General features: G+C 69.8%; 16 protein-coding genes. 12 read left to right on the top strand and 4 right to left on the bottom strand.

Going from position 1 to position 18857, the window contains the following annotated elements; genetic code table 11:
• The first annotated feature begins 171 nt into the window (after window positions 1–171).
• From MKD50_RS02920 to MKD50_RS02900, 5 genes are all read left to right on the top strand, one after another.
• The gene (locus MKD50_RS02920; RefSeq protein ID WP_252666330.1) at window positions 172–3006 is read left to right on the top strand and encodes a xanthine dehydrogenase family protein molybdopterin-binding subunit; all 2835 of its coding nucleotides are present in this window, start codon (window positions 172–174) and stop codon (window positions 3004–3006) included.
• Window positions 3003–3563 (top strand): (2Fe-2S)-binding protein, encoded by a 561-nt coding sequence (locus MKD50_RS02915; protein WP_252666329.1) that lies wholly within the window; start codon window positions 3003–3005, stop codon window positions 3561–3563. Before MKD50_RS02920 ends, MKD50_RS02915 begins: the two co-directional genes overlap by 4 nt.
• A complete protein-coding gene (locus MKD50_RS02910) occupies window positions 3563–4846 on the top strand; it encodes a cytochrome c (RefSeq protein WP_252666328.1) in 1284 nt (427 codons plus the stop codon). The genes MKD50_RS02915 and MKD50_RS02910 overlap by 1 nt, the downstream gene beginning before the upstream one ends.
• Window positions 4847–5152: 306 nt before the next feature.
• Window positions 5153–6673, top strand: coding sequence for an aldehyde dehydrogenase (adh, locus tag MKD50_RS02905; RefSeq protein ID WP_252666327.1), 1521 nt, complete (start codon window positions 5153–5155; stop codon window positions 6671–6673).
• 2 nt (window positions 6674–6675) lie between these two features.
• On the top strand, window positions 6676–7077 hold the full coding sequence (locus MKD50_RS02900; RefSeq protein WP_252666326.1) for a DUF779 domain-containing protein: 402 nt from the start codon (window positions 6676–6678) through the stop codon (window positions 7075–7077).
• Window positions 7078–7151: 74 nt separating this feature from the next.
• Here MKD50_RS02900 and MKD50_RS02895 read toward each other — a convergent pair whose 3' ends face one another.
• Window positions 7152–7394, bottom strand: coding sequence for a hypothetical protein (locus tag MKD50_RS02895; protein ID WP_010812795.1), 243 nt, complete (start codon window positions 7392–7394; stop codon window positions 7152–7154).
• Between the two features lie 190 nt (window positions 7395–7584).
• Between MKD50_RS02895 and MKD50_RS02890 the strand changes: the two genes are divergently transcribed.
• The 3 genes from MKD50_RS02890 to MKD50_RS02880 are packed head-to-tail and all read left to right on the top strand — an operon-like array spanning window position 7585 to window position 11970.
• Window positions 7585–8550, top strand: coding sequence for an alpha/beta hydrolase (locus MKD50_RS02890; protein ID WP_252666325.1), 966 nt, complete (start codon window positions 7585–7587; stop codon window positions 8548–8550).
• Between the two features lie 32 nt (window positions 8551–8582).
• Window positions 8583–10682 (top strand): penicillin-binding protein 1A, encoded by a 2100-nt coding sequence (locus MKD50_RS02885; protein WP_252666324.1) that lies wholly within the window; start codon window positions 8583–8585, stop codon window positions 10680–10682.
• Window positions 10683–10716: 34 nt separating this feature from the next.
• Window positions 10717–11970 (top strand): arsenic transporter, encoded by a 1254-nt coding sequence (locus MKD50_RS02880; protein ID WP_240070966.1) that lies wholly within the window; start codon window positions 10717–10719, stop codon window positions 11968–11970.
• 6 nt (window positions 11971–11976) lie between these two features.
• Here MKD50_RS02880 and MKD50_RS02875 read toward each other — a convergent pair whose 3' ends face one another.
• Window positions 11977–12168, bottom strand: a complete 192-nt coding sequence (locus tag MKD50_RS02875) for an arsenite efflux pump ArsB (RefSeq protein ID WP_115701582.1) — start codon at window positions 12166–12168, stop codon at window positions 11977–11979.
• Between the two features lie 297 nt (window positions 12169–12465).
• On the opposite strand from MKD50_RS02875, the gene folE reads away from it, so the two are divergent.
• Complete coding sequence (gene folE, locus MKD50_RS02870) at window positions 12466–13212, top strand: GTP cyclohydrolase I (protein WP_115701584.1); 747 nt, start codon at window positions 12466–12468, stop codon at window positions 13210–13212.
• A 51-nt stretch (window positions 13213–13263) separates the two neighbouring features.
• Window positions 13264–13707: a BLUF domain-containing protein gene (locus MKD50_RS02865; protein ID WP_115701587.1), complete on the top strand. Its 444-nt coding sequence runs from the start codon at window positions 13264–13266 to the stop codon at window positions 13705–13707.
• Between the two features lie 17 nt (window positions 13708–13724).
• On the opposite strand, the gene MKD50_RS02860 is transcribed toward MKD50_RS02865, so the two are convergent.
• Both MKD50_RS02860 and MKD50_RS02855 read right to left on the bottom strand, forming a co-directional pair.
• Window positions 13725–13979: a hypothetical protein gene (locus MKD50_RS02860; RefSeq protein WP_115702572.1), complete on the bottom strand. Its 255-nt coding sequence runs from the start codon at window positions 13977–13979 to the stop codon at window positions 13725–13727.
• A gap of 144 nt (window positions 13980–14123) precedes the next feature.
• A complete protein-coding gene (locus tag MKD50_RS02855) occupies window positions 14124–14288 on the bottom strand; it encodes an FmdB family zinc ribbon protein (RefSeq protein ID WP_018008406.1) in 165 nt (54 codons plus the stop codon).
• A 421-nt stretch (window positions 14289–14709) separates the two neighbouring features.
• Between MKD50_RS02855 and MKD50_RS02850 the strand changes: the two genes are divergently transcribed.
• Both MKD50_RS02850 and MKD50_RS02845 read left to right on the top strand, forming a co-directional pair.
• Entirely contained in the window at window positions 14710–15357 is a 648-nt protein-coding gene (locus MKD50_RS02850) for a response regulator (RefSeq protein WP_240070968.1), read from the top strand.
• Between the two features lie 12 nt (window positions 15358–15369).
• Window positions 15370–18762, top strand: coding sequence for an ATP-binding protein (locus MKD50_RS02845; protein ID WP_252666322.1), 3393 nt, complete (start codon window positions 15370–15372; stop codon window positions 18760–18762).
• Window positions 18763–18857 lie beyond the last annotated feature (95 nt).

Raw genomic sequence — 18857 nt, 5'->3', positions numbered from 1 at the left:
CGATTCACCCGCGCCGCAGCCGTAGTGACTGACGGCACGCCAGGCCCTGCAGCGGCCGCACCATCGCGGCCGCGTCCCCCTGAACACCTGAACCGTATCCGCGCCAGTCCCCGGCTGGCCCGCGGATGGCTGCCCTTGCCGCGCAATCTTGCGCATCCCCCAAGGAAATCCATGCCCAGCTTCAACCCTTCACGGCGCACCTTCCTCAAAGCCAGCGTCGTGGCCGGGGTGTCGGTCTACATCGCACCCATCGGCGGCAAGGCTTTCGCGGCCTTGTTCGAAGACAAGATCCTGACCCCCGTGCAGTGGGACGCCAGGGCCGGCGCCCCCAGGTTCCGCATCGACGGCATCGCCAAGGTCACCGGCGCCAAGGTGTTCGCGCGCGATATCCGCTCGCGCGACATGCCGCACTGGCCGCGGCAGCAGTCGCACGCCTTTATCCTGCGCGCGACCCGGGCCGACCGCGTCTACGATGGCTTCGACCTCGGCGTGCTGGGCGACGAACTCAAGCCCGACCGCATCGTCACCGCCGACGACCTGGTCCGCGACGGCGTCGCCTTCCCCGCCTTCTACGGCGACGACATGCTGCTGCCCGCCGGCAAGACGCCGGCCTACCTGGGCCACGCGGTGGCGATCCTGATCTACCACGACTTCGCGCGCTTCCGCTTTGCCAAGGACAAGCTCAAGTTCCGCGACGACGTAATCCGCTATGGCGCCAGGACCGGCCCGCTGGAGCGCGACCCGTGGGGCACCTTCCGCTTCGTCCGCGTGGGCGGCGCCACACCCTATGCGGACGACGTGTTCTCCAGCCTGAAGAATGCGCCGGTGTTCCCCAGCATGATGCGCAAGCACCAGCCGGTCTGGCCGGACGGCAAGAACCACGGCCAGCTCGGCGAACAGGGCATGCACCACGCCGCGCGGATCCGCGCGCAACTGGCAAGGCCGTCCGCCGACTGGCTGGTGCTGGAGCGCGAGTACAACTCGCAGTCGGTCGATACCGCCGCGCTCGAGCCCGACAACGCCAACTGCTGGTACGACGCCGCCGCGCAGGCGCTGCACATGGTGGTGCCGACGCAAGGGCCCAACGAGGTCGCCGAAAGCGTGGCCGAGATGCTGGCGAAGGCAAAAGGCGCATTCCCGGTGCAGCAGGTGTTCCTGCACCCGTGCTACACGGTCGGCTACGGCTCCAAGGACCACTACAACTTCCCCTTCTATGGCCTGGTCACGGCGCTGTACGCCGACGGCAAGCCGGTGCGGCTGGCCAACGACCGCTACGAGCAGTTCCAGACCTCGATCAAGCGCCACGCCTTCAGGATGCGCTACCGCATCGCGGTGGACCGCAACACCGGCCTGTTCCAGGCTTTCCAGGGCGACCTCGAAGCCAACGGCGGCGGGCGCTCGAATTTCTCGCCGTCGGTGGCGATGGTAGGCGCCACCGCGGCGCAATCGATCTACTACTTCCCGAACAACGACCTGACCGCGGTGGCGATCGCCTCGCGCGCCGTCGACGCGGGCTCGGCGCGCGGCTACGGCACGCTGCAGAGCATGGCCGCGACCGAGATGATGGTCGACGAGTTCGCCGAGCAGCTCAAGCTCGACCCCATCGAGTTCCGGCTGAAGAACGCGCTGCGCTCGGGCATGAAGAACACCCAGGGCGCGATCCCCGCCGGGGCAATCCGCGTCGACGAGGTGCTGGAGGCAGCGAAGGTCTATCCGCTGTGGACCAACCGCGCCAGCAAGAAGGCGGAGTACGAAGCCGCCCACCCGGGCCGCCGCTATGGCGTGGGCTTTGCCTGCGTGCAGAAGGACTTCGGCACCGGCGCGGAAGCGTCGTTCGCCAAGGTCGAGCTGAAGGCCGACGGCAGCATCGTGCTGCATCACTCCGGCGCCGAGATCGGCACCGGCATGTCGACCTCGCAGGCCGCCGCGGTGGCGCGCTGGCTGGGCAAGCCGGCGGGCGAGGTGCGCACCTCCGTCACCGACTGGACCGACCTGCCGGTGACCGCATCCGGCGATCCCTACCTGATGAGCCAGGCCGAGCAGGACAGGCTGTCGGCCAATCCGCGCTGGTCGCCGGCCTATGCCTCGCCCGCCAGCGCCACCAACTCGGCCTACTACTTCACGCACAGCACGCGCGAGGCCGCCCGCGTGGTGTTTTTGCACGGCCTGTGGCCGGCGGCGATGGCGATCTGGAGCCAGGGCATTGGTGGCGGCCAGGCGGCCTCGCTGGTGGTGCGCGTGGAAGATGCACGCTGGGTCGACGGCAAGCTCAGCGCCGGCGGCCTGCAGGCGCTGCCGCTGGAGCAGCTCGCGGCCAAGGCGCACGAGCTCGGGCTGGTGACCGGCGCCACCGTGCATGCCTTCAACCGCTGGCAATGGAGCGAGGCCGATTTCGACATCAACGGGCACGCCGCGCGCCTGCCGGTCGATGGCCTGTCGGTGCGCTACGGCGACGGCGCCGATGCAGCGCGCAAGGCGCGCATGCGCAGCCCGGGCGGCTGGCATGTGCTCGATCGCAGCAAGGTCCATATCGCCCCCACGCAGCGCAACAACGCCGCGGTGACCTACTACAGCGCGGTGGGAACCTTCGTCGAGCTGTCGGTGCACGAGGCCAGCGGCAAGGTGGAAATCCTGTCGCACCACTCGATCATGGAATGCGGCACGCAGCTGTCGCCGCAGCTGGTGTCCGGCCAGCTGCAGGGCGGCATCGCCATGGGCATCGGCCACGCGCTGCATGAATACCTGCCGCTCTACGAGGACGGCCCCGGCAACGGCAGCTGGAACTTCAACCGCTACCACCTGCCGCGCGCCAGCGACGTGGCGGTGTGGAGCCAGACCGGCACGGTGCTGCCGCCGGTCACCGAAACCGACCCGCCCAAGGGCATCGCCGAGGTGGTGATGATCCCGGTGGTGGGCGCCATCGTCAACGGCATCGCGCATGCCATCGGCCACCGCTTCACCGACCTGCCGGTGACGGCGGCCAAGATCCAGGAGGTACTGGCATGAGCATCGCCACCCAGCCCATCACGCTCAACCTCAACGGCAAGGAAGTCGGCCCGGTCGACGTGCCCGAGGGCCTGATGATGATCGATTTCCTGCATGAATACCTGGACCTGACCGGTTCGCGGCTGGGCTGCGGCCAGGGCATCTGCCACGCCTGCGTGGTGATCCACGACAAGCCCGACGGCACCAGCGAGGAAGTGCGCAGCTGCATCACCGGCGCGCACTGGTTCCATGGCCGCAAGGTGCGCACCGTCGAAGGCCACGGCAAGCGCAACGAGCAAGGCGAGGTGGTCGAGCTGACGCCGGTGCAGCAGAAGTTCCTGGAGCACTTCAGCTTCCAGTGCGGGTACTGCACGCCGGGCTTCGTCAACGGCGCCACCATCCTGGTGGAACAGCTCAAGCGCAAGCCGGTGTCGAAGGACCAGGTCGAGGCCACCATCACCCGGGCGCTGGACGGCCATATCTGCCGCTGCACCGGCTACGTGCGCTACTACGGGGCCGTCAAGGACGTGATCACCAGCACGCCGGGCCTGGTGCTGGACAGCGGGAGCGACAAGTGATGCAGCGCACGCCCCTGATGATGGCCACGCGCGCCGCGCTGGCCGCCATTGCCGCGGCCGCAATCATGGCCGGCTGCGGCAGCCGCACCGAAGCCATTGCCCCCGCGGCCGACCAAGCCCCCGAGGCGCAGCTGTCGCCCGCCGAACAGATCGAGCGCGGCCGCTACCTGGTGCGCGCCGCCGACTGCGCCGCCTGCCATACCGCGCCGCAGGGCGCGCCGTTCGCCGGTGGCGTGGAACTGGCCTCGCCCTTCGGCACCTTCTACGGCACTAACATCACCCCGGACAAGACCCACGGCATCGGCAACTGGAGCGCGGATGACTTCTACCAGGCGTTGCATGACGGCAAGGCCCCGGGCAAGCAACTCTATCCGGCGATGCCGTACACCTCGTACCGCGGCCTGTCGCGCGCGGATGCGGATGCCATGTACGCCTACCTGATGCAGGTGAAGCCGGTCGCCGTGGCCAACCGCCCGCACGACCTGCAGTTCCCGTACAACCTGCGCTTGGCGCTGGCGGGCTGGAACCTGCTGTTCCTCGAGCACAAGCTGCCGGATGCTTCCCAGGGCAATTCGGCATCGTGGCAGCGCGGCCGCTACCTGGCCAACGCGTTGGGCCACTGCGCCGAATGCCACACGCCGCGCGCCGCGTTCGGCCGGCTGGATCTGTCTAAGCCGCTGGCCGGCTCCGCGCTGGCGCGCATCGGCGCGCCTGACATCACGCCCGCCGGCCTGGCCGCGCGCGGCTGGACCGCCGCCGACCTGCAGCAGTTCTTCGCCACCGGCATCGCGCCGCAAGGGTCGGCCTTCGGCGAGATGTCCCCGGTGGTGCATCTGAGCAGCCAGTACCTGAACCAGGGCGACCTGGCCGCGATGAGCACCTACCTGCTCGGCGACCAGCCGCCCGCGCCGCAGCCGGTAAAGGCCGTGAGCGCCGACGCCGCGCAACTGGCACCGGGCCGCCGCCACTACGTCGCCGTCTGCGCCGGTTGCCACGGCCGCGAGGGCGAAGGCAAGCCGCACGTGGCGGTGTCGATGGCCGGCAACTCGACGGTGCGCAACGCCGACGCGCGCAACCTGATCGTGTCGATGCTCGATGGCATCGAGGCGCAGCGCTTTCCGGGCGTGGAGGCGATGCAGGAAATGCCGGGCTTTGCCGGACGCATGAGCGACGACGAACTGGCGCAACTGGCCAACTACCTGCGTGCGACGTGGGGTGGCCAGCCAGCCGATGTGAGGCCGGGTGATGTGAAGGCGCTGCGCGCGGCCGGACCGGGGCATTGACGACTGCCCGCGGCGCTAATCATCCCGCCGTTTTGCTCCCCTCTCCCGCTCGCGGGAGAGGGGAGCGATTGCGTGAGCTAGCAGCAAGCGTTAACGCTGTTGCATAACCAACGAATCCGCCGAGTGTTCCAATCCTGAACACCCGCTGTCACGCACTGGCACACCCGGGCCGATTCCGCCGCCAGATCTGCGGTTACTCCCCGCTTTTCCGCCCTCTCCCGCCCCGGCACACCTCTTGCGATCTGCTTCCGTGCGCACGGCCCACGCCGTGACGGCACCACACAGATCACTCGAACGGAGCGAGACATGAACATGGCGGAAATCGCCCAGCTGGGCGTCAGCAACCCCTACAAGCAGCAGTACGACAACTACATCGGCGGCCAGTGGGTGCCGCCCGCCGGGGGCGAGTACTTCGAGTCCATCACCCCGATCACCGGCAAGCCGTTCACGCGCGTGCCGCGCTCGAACCAGCAGGACGTCGACGCCGCGCTGGACGCCGCGCACGCCGCCAAGGCCACGTGGGCGCGCACCTCTACCACCGAGCGCGCCAATATCCTGAACCGCATCGCGGACCGCATCGAAGCCAACCTGAAGCTGCTGGCGGTAGCGGAGAGCATCGACAACGGCAAGCCGGTGCGCGAGACCACCGCAGCCGACCTGCCGCTGGCGGTCGACCACTTCCGCTACTTCGCGGGCTGCATCCGCGCGCAGGAAGGCGGCATTTCCGAGATCGACGGCGACACCATCGCCTACCATTTCCACGAACCGCTGGGCGTGGTCGGCCAGATCATCCCGTGGAACTTCCCGCTGCTGATGGCCACCTGGAAGCTGGCGCCCGCGCTGGCTGCCGGCAACTGCGTGGTACTGAAGCCCGCCGAGCAGACGCCCGCCTCGATCCTGGTGCTGATGGAGGTGATTGGCGACCTGCTGCCGCCGGGCGTGGTCAACGTGATCAACGGCTTCGGCCTGGAGGCCGGCAAGCCGCTGGCATCGAGCCCGCGCATCAGCAAGGTGGCGTTCACCGGCGAGACCACCACCGGCCGGCTGATCATGCAGTACGCCTCGCAGAACCTGATCCCGGTCACTCTGGAACTGGGCGGCAAGTCGCCCAACATCTTCTTCGAAGACGTGCTCGCCGCCGACGACGCCTTCTTCGACAAGGCGCTGGAAGGCTTTGCCATGTTCGCGCTGAACCAGGGCGAGGTCTGCACCTGCCCGTCGCGCGCGCTGATCCAGGAATCGATCTACGACCGTTTCATGGAGCGCGCGCTCAAGCGCGTCGCCGCGATCCGCCAGGGCCATCCGCTCGACACCGGCACCATGATCGGCGCGCAGGCGTCGGCCGAACAGCTGGAAAAGATCCTGTCGTATATCGACCTGGGCCGCAAGGAAGGCGCGCAGTGCCTTGCCGGCGGCGAGCGCAACGTGTTCGAGGGCGACCTGGCCGGCGGCTACTACGTCAAGCCGACGGTGTTTGCCGGCCACAACAAGATGCGCATCTTCCAGGAAGAGATCTTCGGCCCGGTGGTCTCGGTCACCACCTTCAAGGATGAGGAAGAGGCGCTGGCCATCGCCAACGACACGCTCTACGGCCTCGGCGCCGGGGTCTGGACGCGCGACGGCGCGCGCGCGTTCCGCATGGGCCGCGGCATCCAGGCCGGCCGCGTGTGGACCAACTGCTACCACGCCTACCCGGCCCATGCCGCGTTCGGCGGCTACAAGCAGTCCGGCATCGGCCGCGAGAACCATCGCATGATGCTCGACCACTACCAGCAGACCAAGAACCTGCTGGTGAGCTACAGCCCCAACGCGCTCGGGTTCTTCTGACCATGGCAGACCCGGGCACCGCGCCGGCCGCGCTGCCGGTCCAGCGTGTAGTGGCAACGCCGGCCGCGCTGGCGCTGATCGCCGAGCTGGCCGCGCGCCATGGCCCGCTGATGTTCCACCAGTCCGGCGGCTGCTGCGACGGCAGCGCGCCGATGTGCTATCAGGCCGGCGAGTTGCTGGTGGGCCCGGGCGATGTCTGCCTGGGCCAGATCGGCGGCGCCTCGTTCTACATGACGCGCGCGCAGTTCGAGTACTGGCGCCACACCCGGCTGGTGATCGACGTGGTGCCTGGCGCGGGCGGGATGTTCTCGCTGGAGGGGCGCACGGGCAAACGGTTCCTGACGCGCTCCGAGCTGTTCAGCGACGCAGAGGCCGCGTGGCTGGCGGCGCAGCCGGAACCATGATGTCGTAATGCCCGAAATGCCGCGTGGAGCGATGGCGTGCGGGGCATGAATGCCCGCACGCCATTCCCTGCGGCTCAGCGCTTCTCGTCGAGCAGGTCGTTCAGGATTTCGTCGAAGGTCGCCTGCGCGTCCTCCAGCGCCTGCAGCGCCGCGTCGAAGGTCTGCAGCGCCAGTTTCGACGGCTTGCCGCTGCCCTGCGGCGGATAGTGGGCCTGCAGCGCCGTGAAGGCGACCTGCACCTGCCGCGTGGCCGCAACCACGCGTTCCATGGCCTGCGCCTCTTCGGCGCGGTATTGCTCGTGTTTCTGTTCGCTCATGCCGGTTGGCTCCCTGAAGGCGCGTCGTCTCGGTGGGGTGCGCGCGCCCGAATGAGGCATATCGTACAAGAACTGCGCGGGCCGGCTTGCGCCGCGGCCACCCCGCCGGCAAAAATAAGGTAGGCTGCGCGGCTGGGCGGCAAGGCCGGCGCACACGCGCCACGCCTGGCCGCGGCCACTGACGAATGCCATGCCATTGACCACCCGCCGCGCGCTGGCGGCCGCGCTGATGACCGCCAGCGGCTTCGCCTGCTACTGGACCTACCTGACGCTGAACCAGGACCGGCTGCTGTTCGACGCGCGCCGGCGCCCGCCGCGCGACCTGCCCGACGGCATCATCGGCTATTCGCACCTGATTCCCGGCGGCGTGGTGCGCGGCTACATCTATCACGCGCCCGGCGACACCGTACGCGACCTGCTGTTCTACCTGCCGGGCCGCGGCGAGGATGTGCTCGAAACGCTGCAATACGCGCGCTGGCTGCCTGCCGGCATGGGCTTCGCCACCTACGATTACCGCGGCCTGGGCCACTCCGACGGGCGCCCGTCCGAGGGCGCCGCGGTGGCCGACGCCAGCCAGTTCCTGCTGCATGTGCGGCGCGTGTTTCCCGATACCCGCGTGCATGTGGTGGGCCGCAGCCTGGGCACCGGCGTGGCGATCCAGCTGGCAGACCTGCAGGATTTCGAGAGCCTGCAGCTGATCACGCCCTACGACTCGCTGCTCGAGCTGGTGCGCAAGCGCTTTCCGCTGGTGCCGCTGCGCCAGTTGATGCGCCACCACTTCGACTCGATCTCGCATTGCAAAAAGGTCGTGCAGAGCACCAAGGTGCTGCTGGCTGCCACCGACGAAGTGGTGCCGCACGCCTGCTCGGAACGGCTGATGGCGGCCTGGCCCGGCCCGGTGGCGCTGCAGACCGTGCCGGATACCGATCACTTCACCATCATCGAGCGCGAGGAAACCTGGTTGTCATTGTGCGACTTTGCGCGCCAGCACAGCCAAGCGCGCCTGCGCGTGGCCGCGGTCCAGGCCGGGTCTCAGCCGGCCGAGCCAGAGCCACCGGCCCAGCCGGGCCCGCGGGCCGCGCCAGCGGCGCCCCCGCCGCAGCCGGTCGACCATGACGAGCTGGGCAATCCGCTGCCGCTGGCGGCCAACCGCTGAACCGGCCGGTGGCAGCGGGTAAAATGCGGCCCATGAAAAAATTCGCAGTCAAGGCAGGCGGCGCCGCACTGGCGCTGGCTGCCGCCGGTGCCTTGCTGGCCGGTTTTGCCGCCGTGGTCAGCCTGCGGCAGCTTCCCCCCGTCGATGCACTGCGCGACTACCGGCCCGATGTGCCGCTGCGCATCTACACCAGCGACAACGTCCAGATCGGCGAGTTCGGCAGCGAGCACCGCGAGTTCATTCCCTTCGAGCAGGTCCCGAGGCAAATGGTGCAGGCGCTGCTCGCGGCCGAGGACGACCAGTTCTACCAGCACCAGGGCATCGATATCCCCGGCGTGTTCCGCGCCGCACTGGCCAACCTGGGCCAGGGCTACGCCCAGGGGGCTTCCACCATCACCATGCAGGTGGCGCGCGCGTTCTACCTGTCGCGCGAGAAAACGCTGGCGCGCAAGTGGTACGAGATGCTGCTGGCCTGGCGCATCGACCACGCGCTGCCCAAGGACCGCATCCTCGAGCTGTACATGAACCAGGTCTACCTGGGCGAGCATGCCTATGGCTTCGGCAGCGCCGCGCATGCGTACTTCGGCAAGCCGCTGGCGTCGCTGTCGCTGGCCGAGACTGCGATGCTGGCGGGCTTGCCGAAGGCGCCGTCGGCGGTGAACCCGGTGGTCAATTTCGCGCGCGCCAAGCGGCGCCAGGAGTATGTGCTGGGACGCATGCTGGCGCTGGGCATGATCAGCCAGGACGATTATCGCGACGCCCGTGCCGCGCGCCTGGCCATCAGCGACGACAGCCCCGGCAGCTTTGCCGGTCATGCGGAGTACGTGGCCGAACTGGCGCGCCAACTCGCGCGCGAGCGCTTCGGCGACGACGCCTACACGCGCGGCCTGAACGTCTACACCACGGTGTCCTCGGTGCGCCAGACCCTGGCCTACGATGCCGTGCACGGCGGGCTGGAGCGCTACGCGCGCCGCCACCGCAAGTTCGTCAAGGACCTGTCGCAAGGGCCGCAGGCCGCGCTGGTCTCGCTCGACACAGGCACCGGCGCGATCGAAGCCATGGTCGGCGGAGCCGATTTTGCCGCCAGCCGCTTCAACCACGCCACCCAGGCGCTGCGCCAGCCGGGTTCGACCTTCAAGCCCTTTATCTATGCCGCGGCGCTGGAGCGCGGCGTGTCGCCCGGCACGCTGATCAACGACGCGCCGCTGCCGAATGGTTCGCGCTGGCAGCCGGCCAACGACGACGGGCGCTTCGTCGGCCCGATCAGCGTGCGCCAGGCCCTGGCCGAATCGCGCAACCTGCCCGCGATCCGCACGCTGCAGGCGATCGGCATCCCCTATGCGGTGGAATTCGCCAGCCGCTTCGGCTTCTCGCCCAGGCGGCTGCCACGCTACCTGCCGCTGGCGCTGGGCACCGGCACCACCTCGCCGCTGCGCCTGGCCGCGGCCTATGGCGTATTCGCCAACGGCGGCCACCGCGTCGAGCCCTACCTGATCGAGCGCATCACCGACAGCGACGGCAACGTGCTGTTCAGCGCCGCGCAGGAAGCCGGGGAGCGCCCGGTGCCGCCGCCCGTGATCAGCGCGCGCAACGCCTTCGTGATGGACAGCCTGCTGCGCAGCGTGGTCGATGCCGGCACCGGCACCGGCGTGCGCCGCTACCTGCGCCGCGACGACGTGGCCGGCAAGACCGGCACCACCAACGACTCGGTCGACGGCTGGTTCGCCGGCTATGCCGGCGGCGTGGTCACGGTGGCGTGGATGGGCTATGACGACAACCGCAGCCTGGGCGAGCATGAGTTCGGCGCCACCACCGCGCTGCCGGTGTGGGCCGCCTACATGGAAGGCCGCCTGGCCGGCGTGCCGGTGGACGACGTGCAGGCCCCCGCCGGCGTGGTGCGGGCCGGCGGCGACTGGATGTACGCCGAGAACGCCGACGGCAGCCAGGGCATCGCCGCGATCGGCTTCCCACCGCCCGCGCCCGCCACGGCGCCCGCCAGCCAGCCGCTGACCGAGCCGGTCGCGAGCAACCTGGGCAGCCCCTCCCCGGCGGCCCCGGCCGCGCCCACCCCCGTCATCAGCACGAAGCCTGGCGTCCCCGCGCCTGCAGCGCCGGCCGAAAACCCGCTGTAAACTTGCCGCTTCCCCGATTTCCATCCCGAACCCGATGTCCAGCCACACCCCGCTGCTGATCTGGTCGGTCGCCGCGCTGACCACCGCTGGCGTCCTGTTCCGCCCCTTCCGCCTGCCCGAAGCCTTCTGGGCTGCCGGCGGCGCCGTGCTGCTGTGCGCCACCGGCCTGATGGCGCTGCCTGAGGCTCTTGCCGCGGTGCTGCGCGGCTACGACGTGTACCTGTTTCTGGCCGGCATGATGCTGATCGCGGAACTGGCCCGCAAGACCGGCCTGTTCGACCACGTTGCCGCGCTCGCCGTGCGGCAGGCGCGCGGCTCGGCGCCGCGGCTGTTTCTGCTGGTGTACGGCTTCGGCACGCTGGTGACGGCGTTCATGTCCAACGACGCCACCGCCGTGGTGCTGACGCCCGCGGTGCTGGCCGCGACCCGCGCCGCGCGCGTGCGCCGGCCGCTGCCCTACCTGTACGCCTGCGCCTTTATCGCCAACGCGGCCAGTTTCGTGCTGCCGATCTCCAACCCGGCCAACCTGGTTATCTTCGGCGAACGCATGCCGCCGCTGGCCGGCTGGCTGGCGAGCTTCGCGCTGCCGTCGGCGGCCGCGATCCTGGCCACGCTGGCAGCGCTGTGGTGGACCCAGCGCGCGGCGCTGGCCGAGCCCATCGCCGCTGACGTGCCGGTGCCGCCGCTGTCGCGCCAGGCATGGATGAGCGCGCTGGGCATTGTGCTGACCGGGCTGGTGCTGCTGGTGGCCTCGCTGCGCGGCAACGCGCTGGGCTGGCCCACCTGCGCCGCGGGCGTGGCCACGCTGCTGCTGGTTTGCGCCACCCGGCGCGAACTGCTGCGGCCGACGCTGCGCGAGGTTTCGTGGGGCGTGCTGCCGATGGTGGCCGGCCTGTTCGTGCTGGTGGCGGCGCTGGAGCAGACCGTGGTGATCGGCCAGCTTGCCGACGCGGTCGCGGCCGCCTCGCGTGACGGCGGCGCGCTGGCGCTGCTGGGCGTGGGCGCGGTGGTGGCGCTGGCAGGCAATGTCGTCAACAACCTGCCGGCCGGACTGATCGCGGCTTCGGCGCTGGAAGCCGGGCATGCCTCGCACGCGGTCAGCGGCGCGGTGCTGGTCGGCATCGACCTGGGCCCCAACCTGTCGGTCACCGGCTCGCTCGCCACCTTGCTGTGGCTCACTGCGCTGCGCCGCGAGGGGCATATGGTCAGCGCCGGCCAGTTCCTGCGCGTGGGTGCCGTGGTGATGCCGGCGGCCATGCTGCCGGCGCTGGCGCTGCTGCTGCTTTAAGCGCCCTCAGCCGTTGGCGGGCACATTGGCCGCCGTGCTGCACGGCGCCGGCGACAGCGGCCGGCGCAGTCCGGCCGCGCCCGGGCGCACGGCACTGGCATGGTGTTCCGCCACGCCGGTTTCCACCGGCGTGGCCGGTACCGGCACTGTCACCACATGGAGCAACATCAGGCTGCTGCACGGAAAGGCGATCGGCATGATGAGGTGGATTCCGACAAAGCGTCAGGCCGCGAATTGGCCGCGGCCGGGTGCCGGCAGCCTGCGACGGGCTGCCTGGTGTTGTGCGGACATTATGTGGGCTTGTCGGCGCCCTGCGGGGCGGGCTTGAGCGATGTCACGAACTCTTCATGGAAAGCGCAGCGGTTGTGGCGCATCCGCCCCACCGCAACGACTTTTCCCGGCGAGCGCGCGGGTTGTGAGGCCACGGCATCTGCCATATAGTGAATCCGGCACACACCCGCTGCGCAGCCATTCACACCATCACCGCCCCCATCCATGAACAGCAAGGACGCAGCGCACCGCGCCAAGGACAGCAACACCGGCGAAAGTGCCGGTCATCCCGCCGCCAGTGTCTCGGCCCGCATCCGCGCGCGGCTGGAAGCCGCGCAGGAGCGCTTCCACGCCAACGACAATATCGCCCGCTATATCGAGCCGGGTGAAATGGAGCAGCTGCAGGCCGAAGTCCAGGCCCGGCTTCAGGACGTGCTGCGGGCACTGGTGATCGACGTCGACAACGACCACAACACGCAGGAAACCGCGCGCCGCGTGGCCAAGATGTACCTGAAGGAAATCTTCGCCGGCCGCTATGCCAAGCCCCCGCCGGTGACGGAATTCCCCAATGTCGGCCAGCTCAATGAACTGATGATCGTGGGCCCGCTGCGCGTGCGCAGCGCCTGCTCGCACCACCTGTGCCCGATCATCGGCAAGCTGTGGATCGGGGTGATGCCGAACCAGCATTCCAACCTGATCGGGCTGTCCAAGTACGCTCGGCTGGCCGAATGGATCATGTGCCGCCCGCAGATCCAGGAAGAGGCGGTGGCACAGGTGGCCGACCTGCTGCAGGAGAAGATGAGCCCCGACGGCCTCGCCATCGTGATGGAGGCCGAGCACTTCTGCATGCACTGGCGCGGCGTGCGCGACACCGACGCCAAGATGACCAACAGCGTGATGCGCGGCTCGTTTCTGAAGGACGACAGCCTGCGCCGCGAATTCCTCACGCTGCTGAACCATAATCGCGGCTAGCGGCCCGGGCCCTGCCGCCACACGGAGCGCCATTACCGGAGCGCCACCACCATGCTAGTCCGACTGCTCTATGCCAGCCGTGCCCGCCAGGCCATCGATGCCGCCGTGCTCGATGCCATCCTGGCCGCCAGCCTGGAACGCAATCCGCGCCACGGCATCACCGGCGTGCTGTGCCATGGCAACGGCATCTTCCTGCAGGCGCTGGAAGGCGACCGGCAGGAGGTGTCGCAGCTGTTCCAGTCGATCGCGCGCGATCCGCGCCACCACGACGTGACCCTGCTGCATTTCGAGGAAACCTGCACGCGCGACTTTGCCGGCTGGGCGATGGGGCAGGTCAATGCGGCGCGGCTCAATACCGCCACCCTGCTCAAGTTCTCCGCGCGCGCCGAGCTCGACCCGTACCGCACCGGCGGCGCGGCCTCGTTGGCGCTGCTCAAGGAACTGATCGCCGGCGCATCGGTGGTGTCGCGCAGCGGCGAGCGTGGCAGGCACTGAGCCGCGCCGGCGACCTGCTAGACCGTGACCGGCCCGTACAGGCCGCATTCGAGGTCGCTCTCGAACTCTTCCATCCATGCCGTTCCGGCGCCGGCCTCATAGACGCTGGTGTTGTCGGTGCCGACGCGGCGCACGCTGACGCGCCGCGCGCCAGCGTCATCGACCTCGTCGGTAATGTCGAACATCTCCGCGGCCAGCCCGACACGCCTGCATACGTCCAGGACCTGCTGCTGCTCGTCGGCGGGAAATTCAGTGAACGGTCTCGTTGCCATGGCATCCTCCGTCAAGGTTGAGATCGCCGCTTGCGCGCAGCGCGAACGCGCGCGGCACCGCAGGCGCCACGCATGAAGCAGCACGCGCGCAGGCATCCGGCCGGCGGCGCGTCCGCACCCTCCTGGGATCTTGTTGTTCGAGACTCAGCTCTTGCGCTGGGTCACCGCCACGAACGGCGCCGGCGCGTGCTGCACGGACTGGCTGCCGCAATTCGGGCACGGTGGATGGGCAGAGGCATGTTCCGCGAGATGCTCGGTTTTTTCGAACACATGGCCGCACTTCTCGCAGCGGTATTGATAGACGGGCATGGCATTCCCCCACGCGGTGCACACGCCGCGGGGCGCGTGTCAGCTTCATTCTAGGACAGCGGTCCGTGCCGCCAAGCGCCAAAATGCGCGCTGCGCCGGGATGTGGTTGGCATGCGTGGCCGGCGATGTCGCCACGGCGGCACTTTGCCGTGCATTGATCTCCCGCAATGGCTGTATCGCAAGACAAGCGCCGGAATCCTGCGCAAACCCAGGTCAAGCCGGCGCGGACTGCCGCTTATCTTCCAGAGATGTCATTGCATCGGCCGGATCCGGTCCTTTGCGCGATCCTGCGGCATCCGCGAACTAGCCGAATTCCGATTCAGCGAGGCGCGGAATCTGGCCAGAATCCGAGTCCTGTGATGACGCCACCGCACGGCGACACCAGCCGGAACCCGGTTGCCGTCTCACCCGGAGATTGCTCATGAACGACCAAGTCCTGCGCGTTGCCCTGGCCGACGACCACCCGCTGGTGGTGGCCGCGCTGCGCGACTGCCTGCAGCGCAGCGCGCGCGTCCAGATCTGCGCCGAATGCCGCAACGGCACCGAGCTGCTCGGCACGCTGGCACGGCATCCCGCCGATATCGCCATCACCGATTTCTGCATGGGCCACGGCGATGCCTCGCTGGACGGCTTCAACCTGCTCAGCCGGCTGGCGCGGCGCCATCCGGCGACGCGGGTGGTGGTGATCAGCGCCCGCTCCAATGCCGCCATCGTCCGGCGCGCGATGAAGCTGGGCGTGCGCGGCTTCGTCAGCAAGGAGGATCCGCTCGAGGAAGTGGTGCGCGCCTGCGCCCACGCCGCGTTCGGCAGAGGCTGCTTCTGCTCGCCCGCGGTGCACGCGGTGCTGCAGCGCGCGGCGCTGCCCGGCACGCCCGCGCGGGAGCCGACCCAGCGCGAGCTCGAAGTCATCCGGCTCTATGCGCAGGGCGCGCAACTGACCGAAATCGCCGCCAAGCTGGGCCGCTCGGTCAGCACCATTTCCAGCCAGAAGACCGTGGCCATGCGCAAGCTCGGCGTGCAGACCAATACCGGCCTGATCCGCTACGCCTATGACAACGGGTTGATCTGACCGCCCCGGGCCATGCAGCAAGACCCCGACCGCACCCGCGAGACCCTGGCCGGCACCTTCGACGCGCTGGCCGACCACGCCCGCCGGCAGCAGCACCTGTACTCGGTGACCATCGCCGCGCTGATCGCCATCGTGCTGTGCTCGGGCACGCTGCTGGCCGGGCTGGCGGCGGACCAGCACCTGGACTACCGGCGCAGCCAGGTCGCGCATTATGTCGGCACGGTATCGCAGCGGCTGCATAACGAAGCCTCGTTCGTGCGCCGCACCGCGCTCAGCATTCGCTACCATCTGCGCGCCGCCGTCGCGGCCCCGTCGCGCGACCCCGACGTCGAGGCCTTGCGCCGCACCGGCGCGGCCGGCATCCATGTCGAGGCCGTGCGCAAGGACTACCATCTGCTGGCCGCCGACGCCACGCGCCAGGCCTGGGGCGCGGACCTGCCGACCGAGTTCGCGCGGCTGCGCCAGGTCGCGCTGGCCGCGGTGGCCACGCAGCAGGCCTTCGACCTGGACCATGGCGCCTACGCGGTCTCGCTGGACGAGGACAGCGCGGTCGTGATCCGCCAGCCCGAGGCCGGCGCGCGCGCGCCGCTGGCGCTGGATCCGGCGCTGATACCGCGCCTGCGCGCGCAGCTGACCCGCGCGCTGCTTGACCGCACCGGCCACGCCGTGCCGGCGCGCGACCAACCCGTCTGGCTGGGGCCGCTGCGCGACCCCGTGGACGACAGCCCCATCATGGTCCTGGCCGGCGCCGCCTATGCCGGCGACTCCCCCACCATGCTGGTGGCCGCCTGCGTGCCGGTGCAGGCGTTCCTGGCGGGCCTGGCGCCGCCACAGGACCATGCCGGCCTGGCGCTGCTCAATGACGCGGACCGCCTGATCGATGTGTGGCCGCATGCCGGCACGCTGACCTCGGCCAGCGCCCGCGACATCGCCGCGCGGGTCCGTGGCCTGCCGCACAACGCGCTGCGCCTGACGCGCTCCGGCGTGGTGCTGGTGCAGCCGTTGCAGCCCGGCTTCGGCGTGCTGGTCTACCACCTGCCGTACCGGCTGCTGTTCAGCGCGCTGGCGGCCGAACTGGCGGTGATCGGCGCCGCCATGCTGCTGCTGACCGGCGCCATCGTGCTCGCGGCGCACTACTGGAGCCGGCACCTGCTGCGGCGCTCGCATGCCGAAGCCCGGCGCGCGCTGGAAAGCGAGCTGATGAACCAGGTGCTGGTCAGCGCCACGCCGGTCGGCCTGTGCATCGTGCGCCACGACTACACCGTGCTGGCCTGCAATCCGCTGGCGGCATCGCTGCTGCCCGCGCGACCGCACCAACCGCTGCCGGCCGCGATAGCCGGGGCGCTGTCGCGGCAGCCATGCGGCGCCGCCGGCGGCCCTGCATCGGTCTGCAGCATCACGGTGGCGGCCCCGGAAGCGCCAGGCCCTGCCGAAGCGGCACCGCGCTTCCTGCAGATTACCTATGCCCCGGCGCGCTACCGCGATGAAGCCGTGCTGTTCTGCGCGGTCCAGGACTGCACCGCGCAAGAGACACTGCAGCAGCAGTTGCGCTCCGCCCAGCAGGCCACCGAAGCGATGCTGCGGGTGCGATCGACCTTCTTTGCCGCGATGAGCCACGAGATCCGAACGCCGCTGAACGCGCTGCTCGGCAACCTGGAGCTGCTGGCGCGCAGCGGCGGCATGGAGCCGCACGCGGCGCGGCTGCGCGCGCTGGAGACCGCCGCCGGCTCGCTGCGCCGCATCGTCAACGATGTGCTGGACTTCTCCAAGATCGACGCGGGCCAGCTGGCGCTGGTCAATGCGCCGTTCCGTCCGGTCGAGGCCCTGGAGAGCCTGGCGCTGGCCTATGCGCCCATGGTTGCGGGCCGCCCGCTCCGTTTCTGCCTGCAGCTGTCGCCGACGCTGGATACGGAAGTCGTGGGCGATCGCACGCGGCTGGTGCAGGTCTTCAACAACCTGCTGAACAACGCCTTCAAGTTCACCGCCAGCGGCCGCATCACGCTGAGCGGCGAACTACAGGCCGATGCGCACGGCATGCAGCGGCTGGTCTGCCGCGTCAGCGATTCCGGCATCGGCATGACACCGGCACTGGCGGCGCGCGTGTTCCAGCCGTTCGTGCAGGGCGATGCCGCTGCCACCAGCCGCTATGGCGGCACCGGGCTGGGGCTGTCGATCTGCGCCAGGCTGTGCGAGCTGATGGGCGGCGGCATCGTCGTCAACAGCGTGCCGGAGGTGGGCAGCGCGTTCACGGTGTCGGTGCCGCTGGCGCCGGCCAATGCAGAGCCGCACGCGCCAGCGGCGGCCCGCGTAACGCACAGCGGCCGTGTGCTGGTGCTGTCGCAGGACCATCGCACCGGCGCTTCGATCGAAGCATGGCTCAAGACCGCGGGCTGGCATACCGAGGCGGTGGCCTCCATCGCCACGGCGCAGGCAAGCGTGCAGCACAGTGCGCCCGCTGCCGTGGTCGCGACCGAAGACTTTGCGCCAGCGGCGCTGGATGCGCTGCGCCGGTCCGCGCCGCTGGTGTGGCTGACGGCCGACGGGCCGCATCGCCCGCGGCAGCACAGCTCCGGCATGGTGGAGGCCTCGGCGTTCAGCCATCGCGCACTGCTCGACGCCGTGGCGGCCGCCACCGGTGCAACACAGCAGGCGACGACGCCCATGCCCGCCCCCGCACCGCCAGCGCTGCCCGCGCCCGCGGCGGCGCCCCTGACCATCCTCGTGGCCGAGGACAACCCGCTGAACCAGTCGCTGGTCGCAGAGCAACTGCAGGCAATCGGCTGCCACCCCATCGTCACGGGCAACGGCAAACAGGCACTGGCGGTGCTGGAGCATACGCGCGTCGACGCGCTGCTGACCGACCTGCATATGCCGGAAATGGATGGCTACGCATTGCTGCACGCCGTGCAGGCGAAGTATCCTGGCCTGCCGGTGATAGCCTTCAGCGCCGTGGCATGCAGCGATCCCGAGCACGACTGGCGCCTGCGCGGCTTCTCCGGCTACCTGGCCAAGCCGGCCTCGCTGCAGGACCTGGACGCCTGCCTGCGCGGCCTGCCTTGCGCCGCCATCGATGGCGGCGCCTGCGCGCCACCGCGCGACCCGGCCACCGCGGTGGAGACCCCGCGCCGCCGCTACGAAGACATGCTGCGCCGACAGCTGCAGCAAGACCTGCCGGCGCTGGCCGGCATCCTTGCGCAGCAGGACCTGGCCGGCTTGCGCCACTGGGTACATGCCGCGGCGGGCGCTTTCATGATCGTGCGGCGCCAGTCCATCGTCAGGGAATGCCGCGACCTGGAGGCACTGTGCGAGGCGGCACCCGGCTGGGCCCCGGCCATGGCCGAAGCGGCAGACAACCTGTACAAGCGGCTGCAGCGCTACGCGCTCGGCGCCGCGGCGGGGTCCTGACCCCTCAAAGCACCGCCCTACCACAATTGGCGGATTTGCGAGCAGCCCCACGCGCGACCATAATGGCAACGCCGCGCCGTGGCCCGCCTGGCCGA

The organism is Cupriavidus mimosae, assembly GCF_023952485.1.
GTDB lineage: Bacteria > Pseudomonadota > Gammaproteobacteria > Burkholderiales > Burkholderiaceae > Cupriavidus > Cupriavidus taiwanensis_C.
This window is presented reverse-complemented; position numbering and strand designations above follow the sequence as displayed.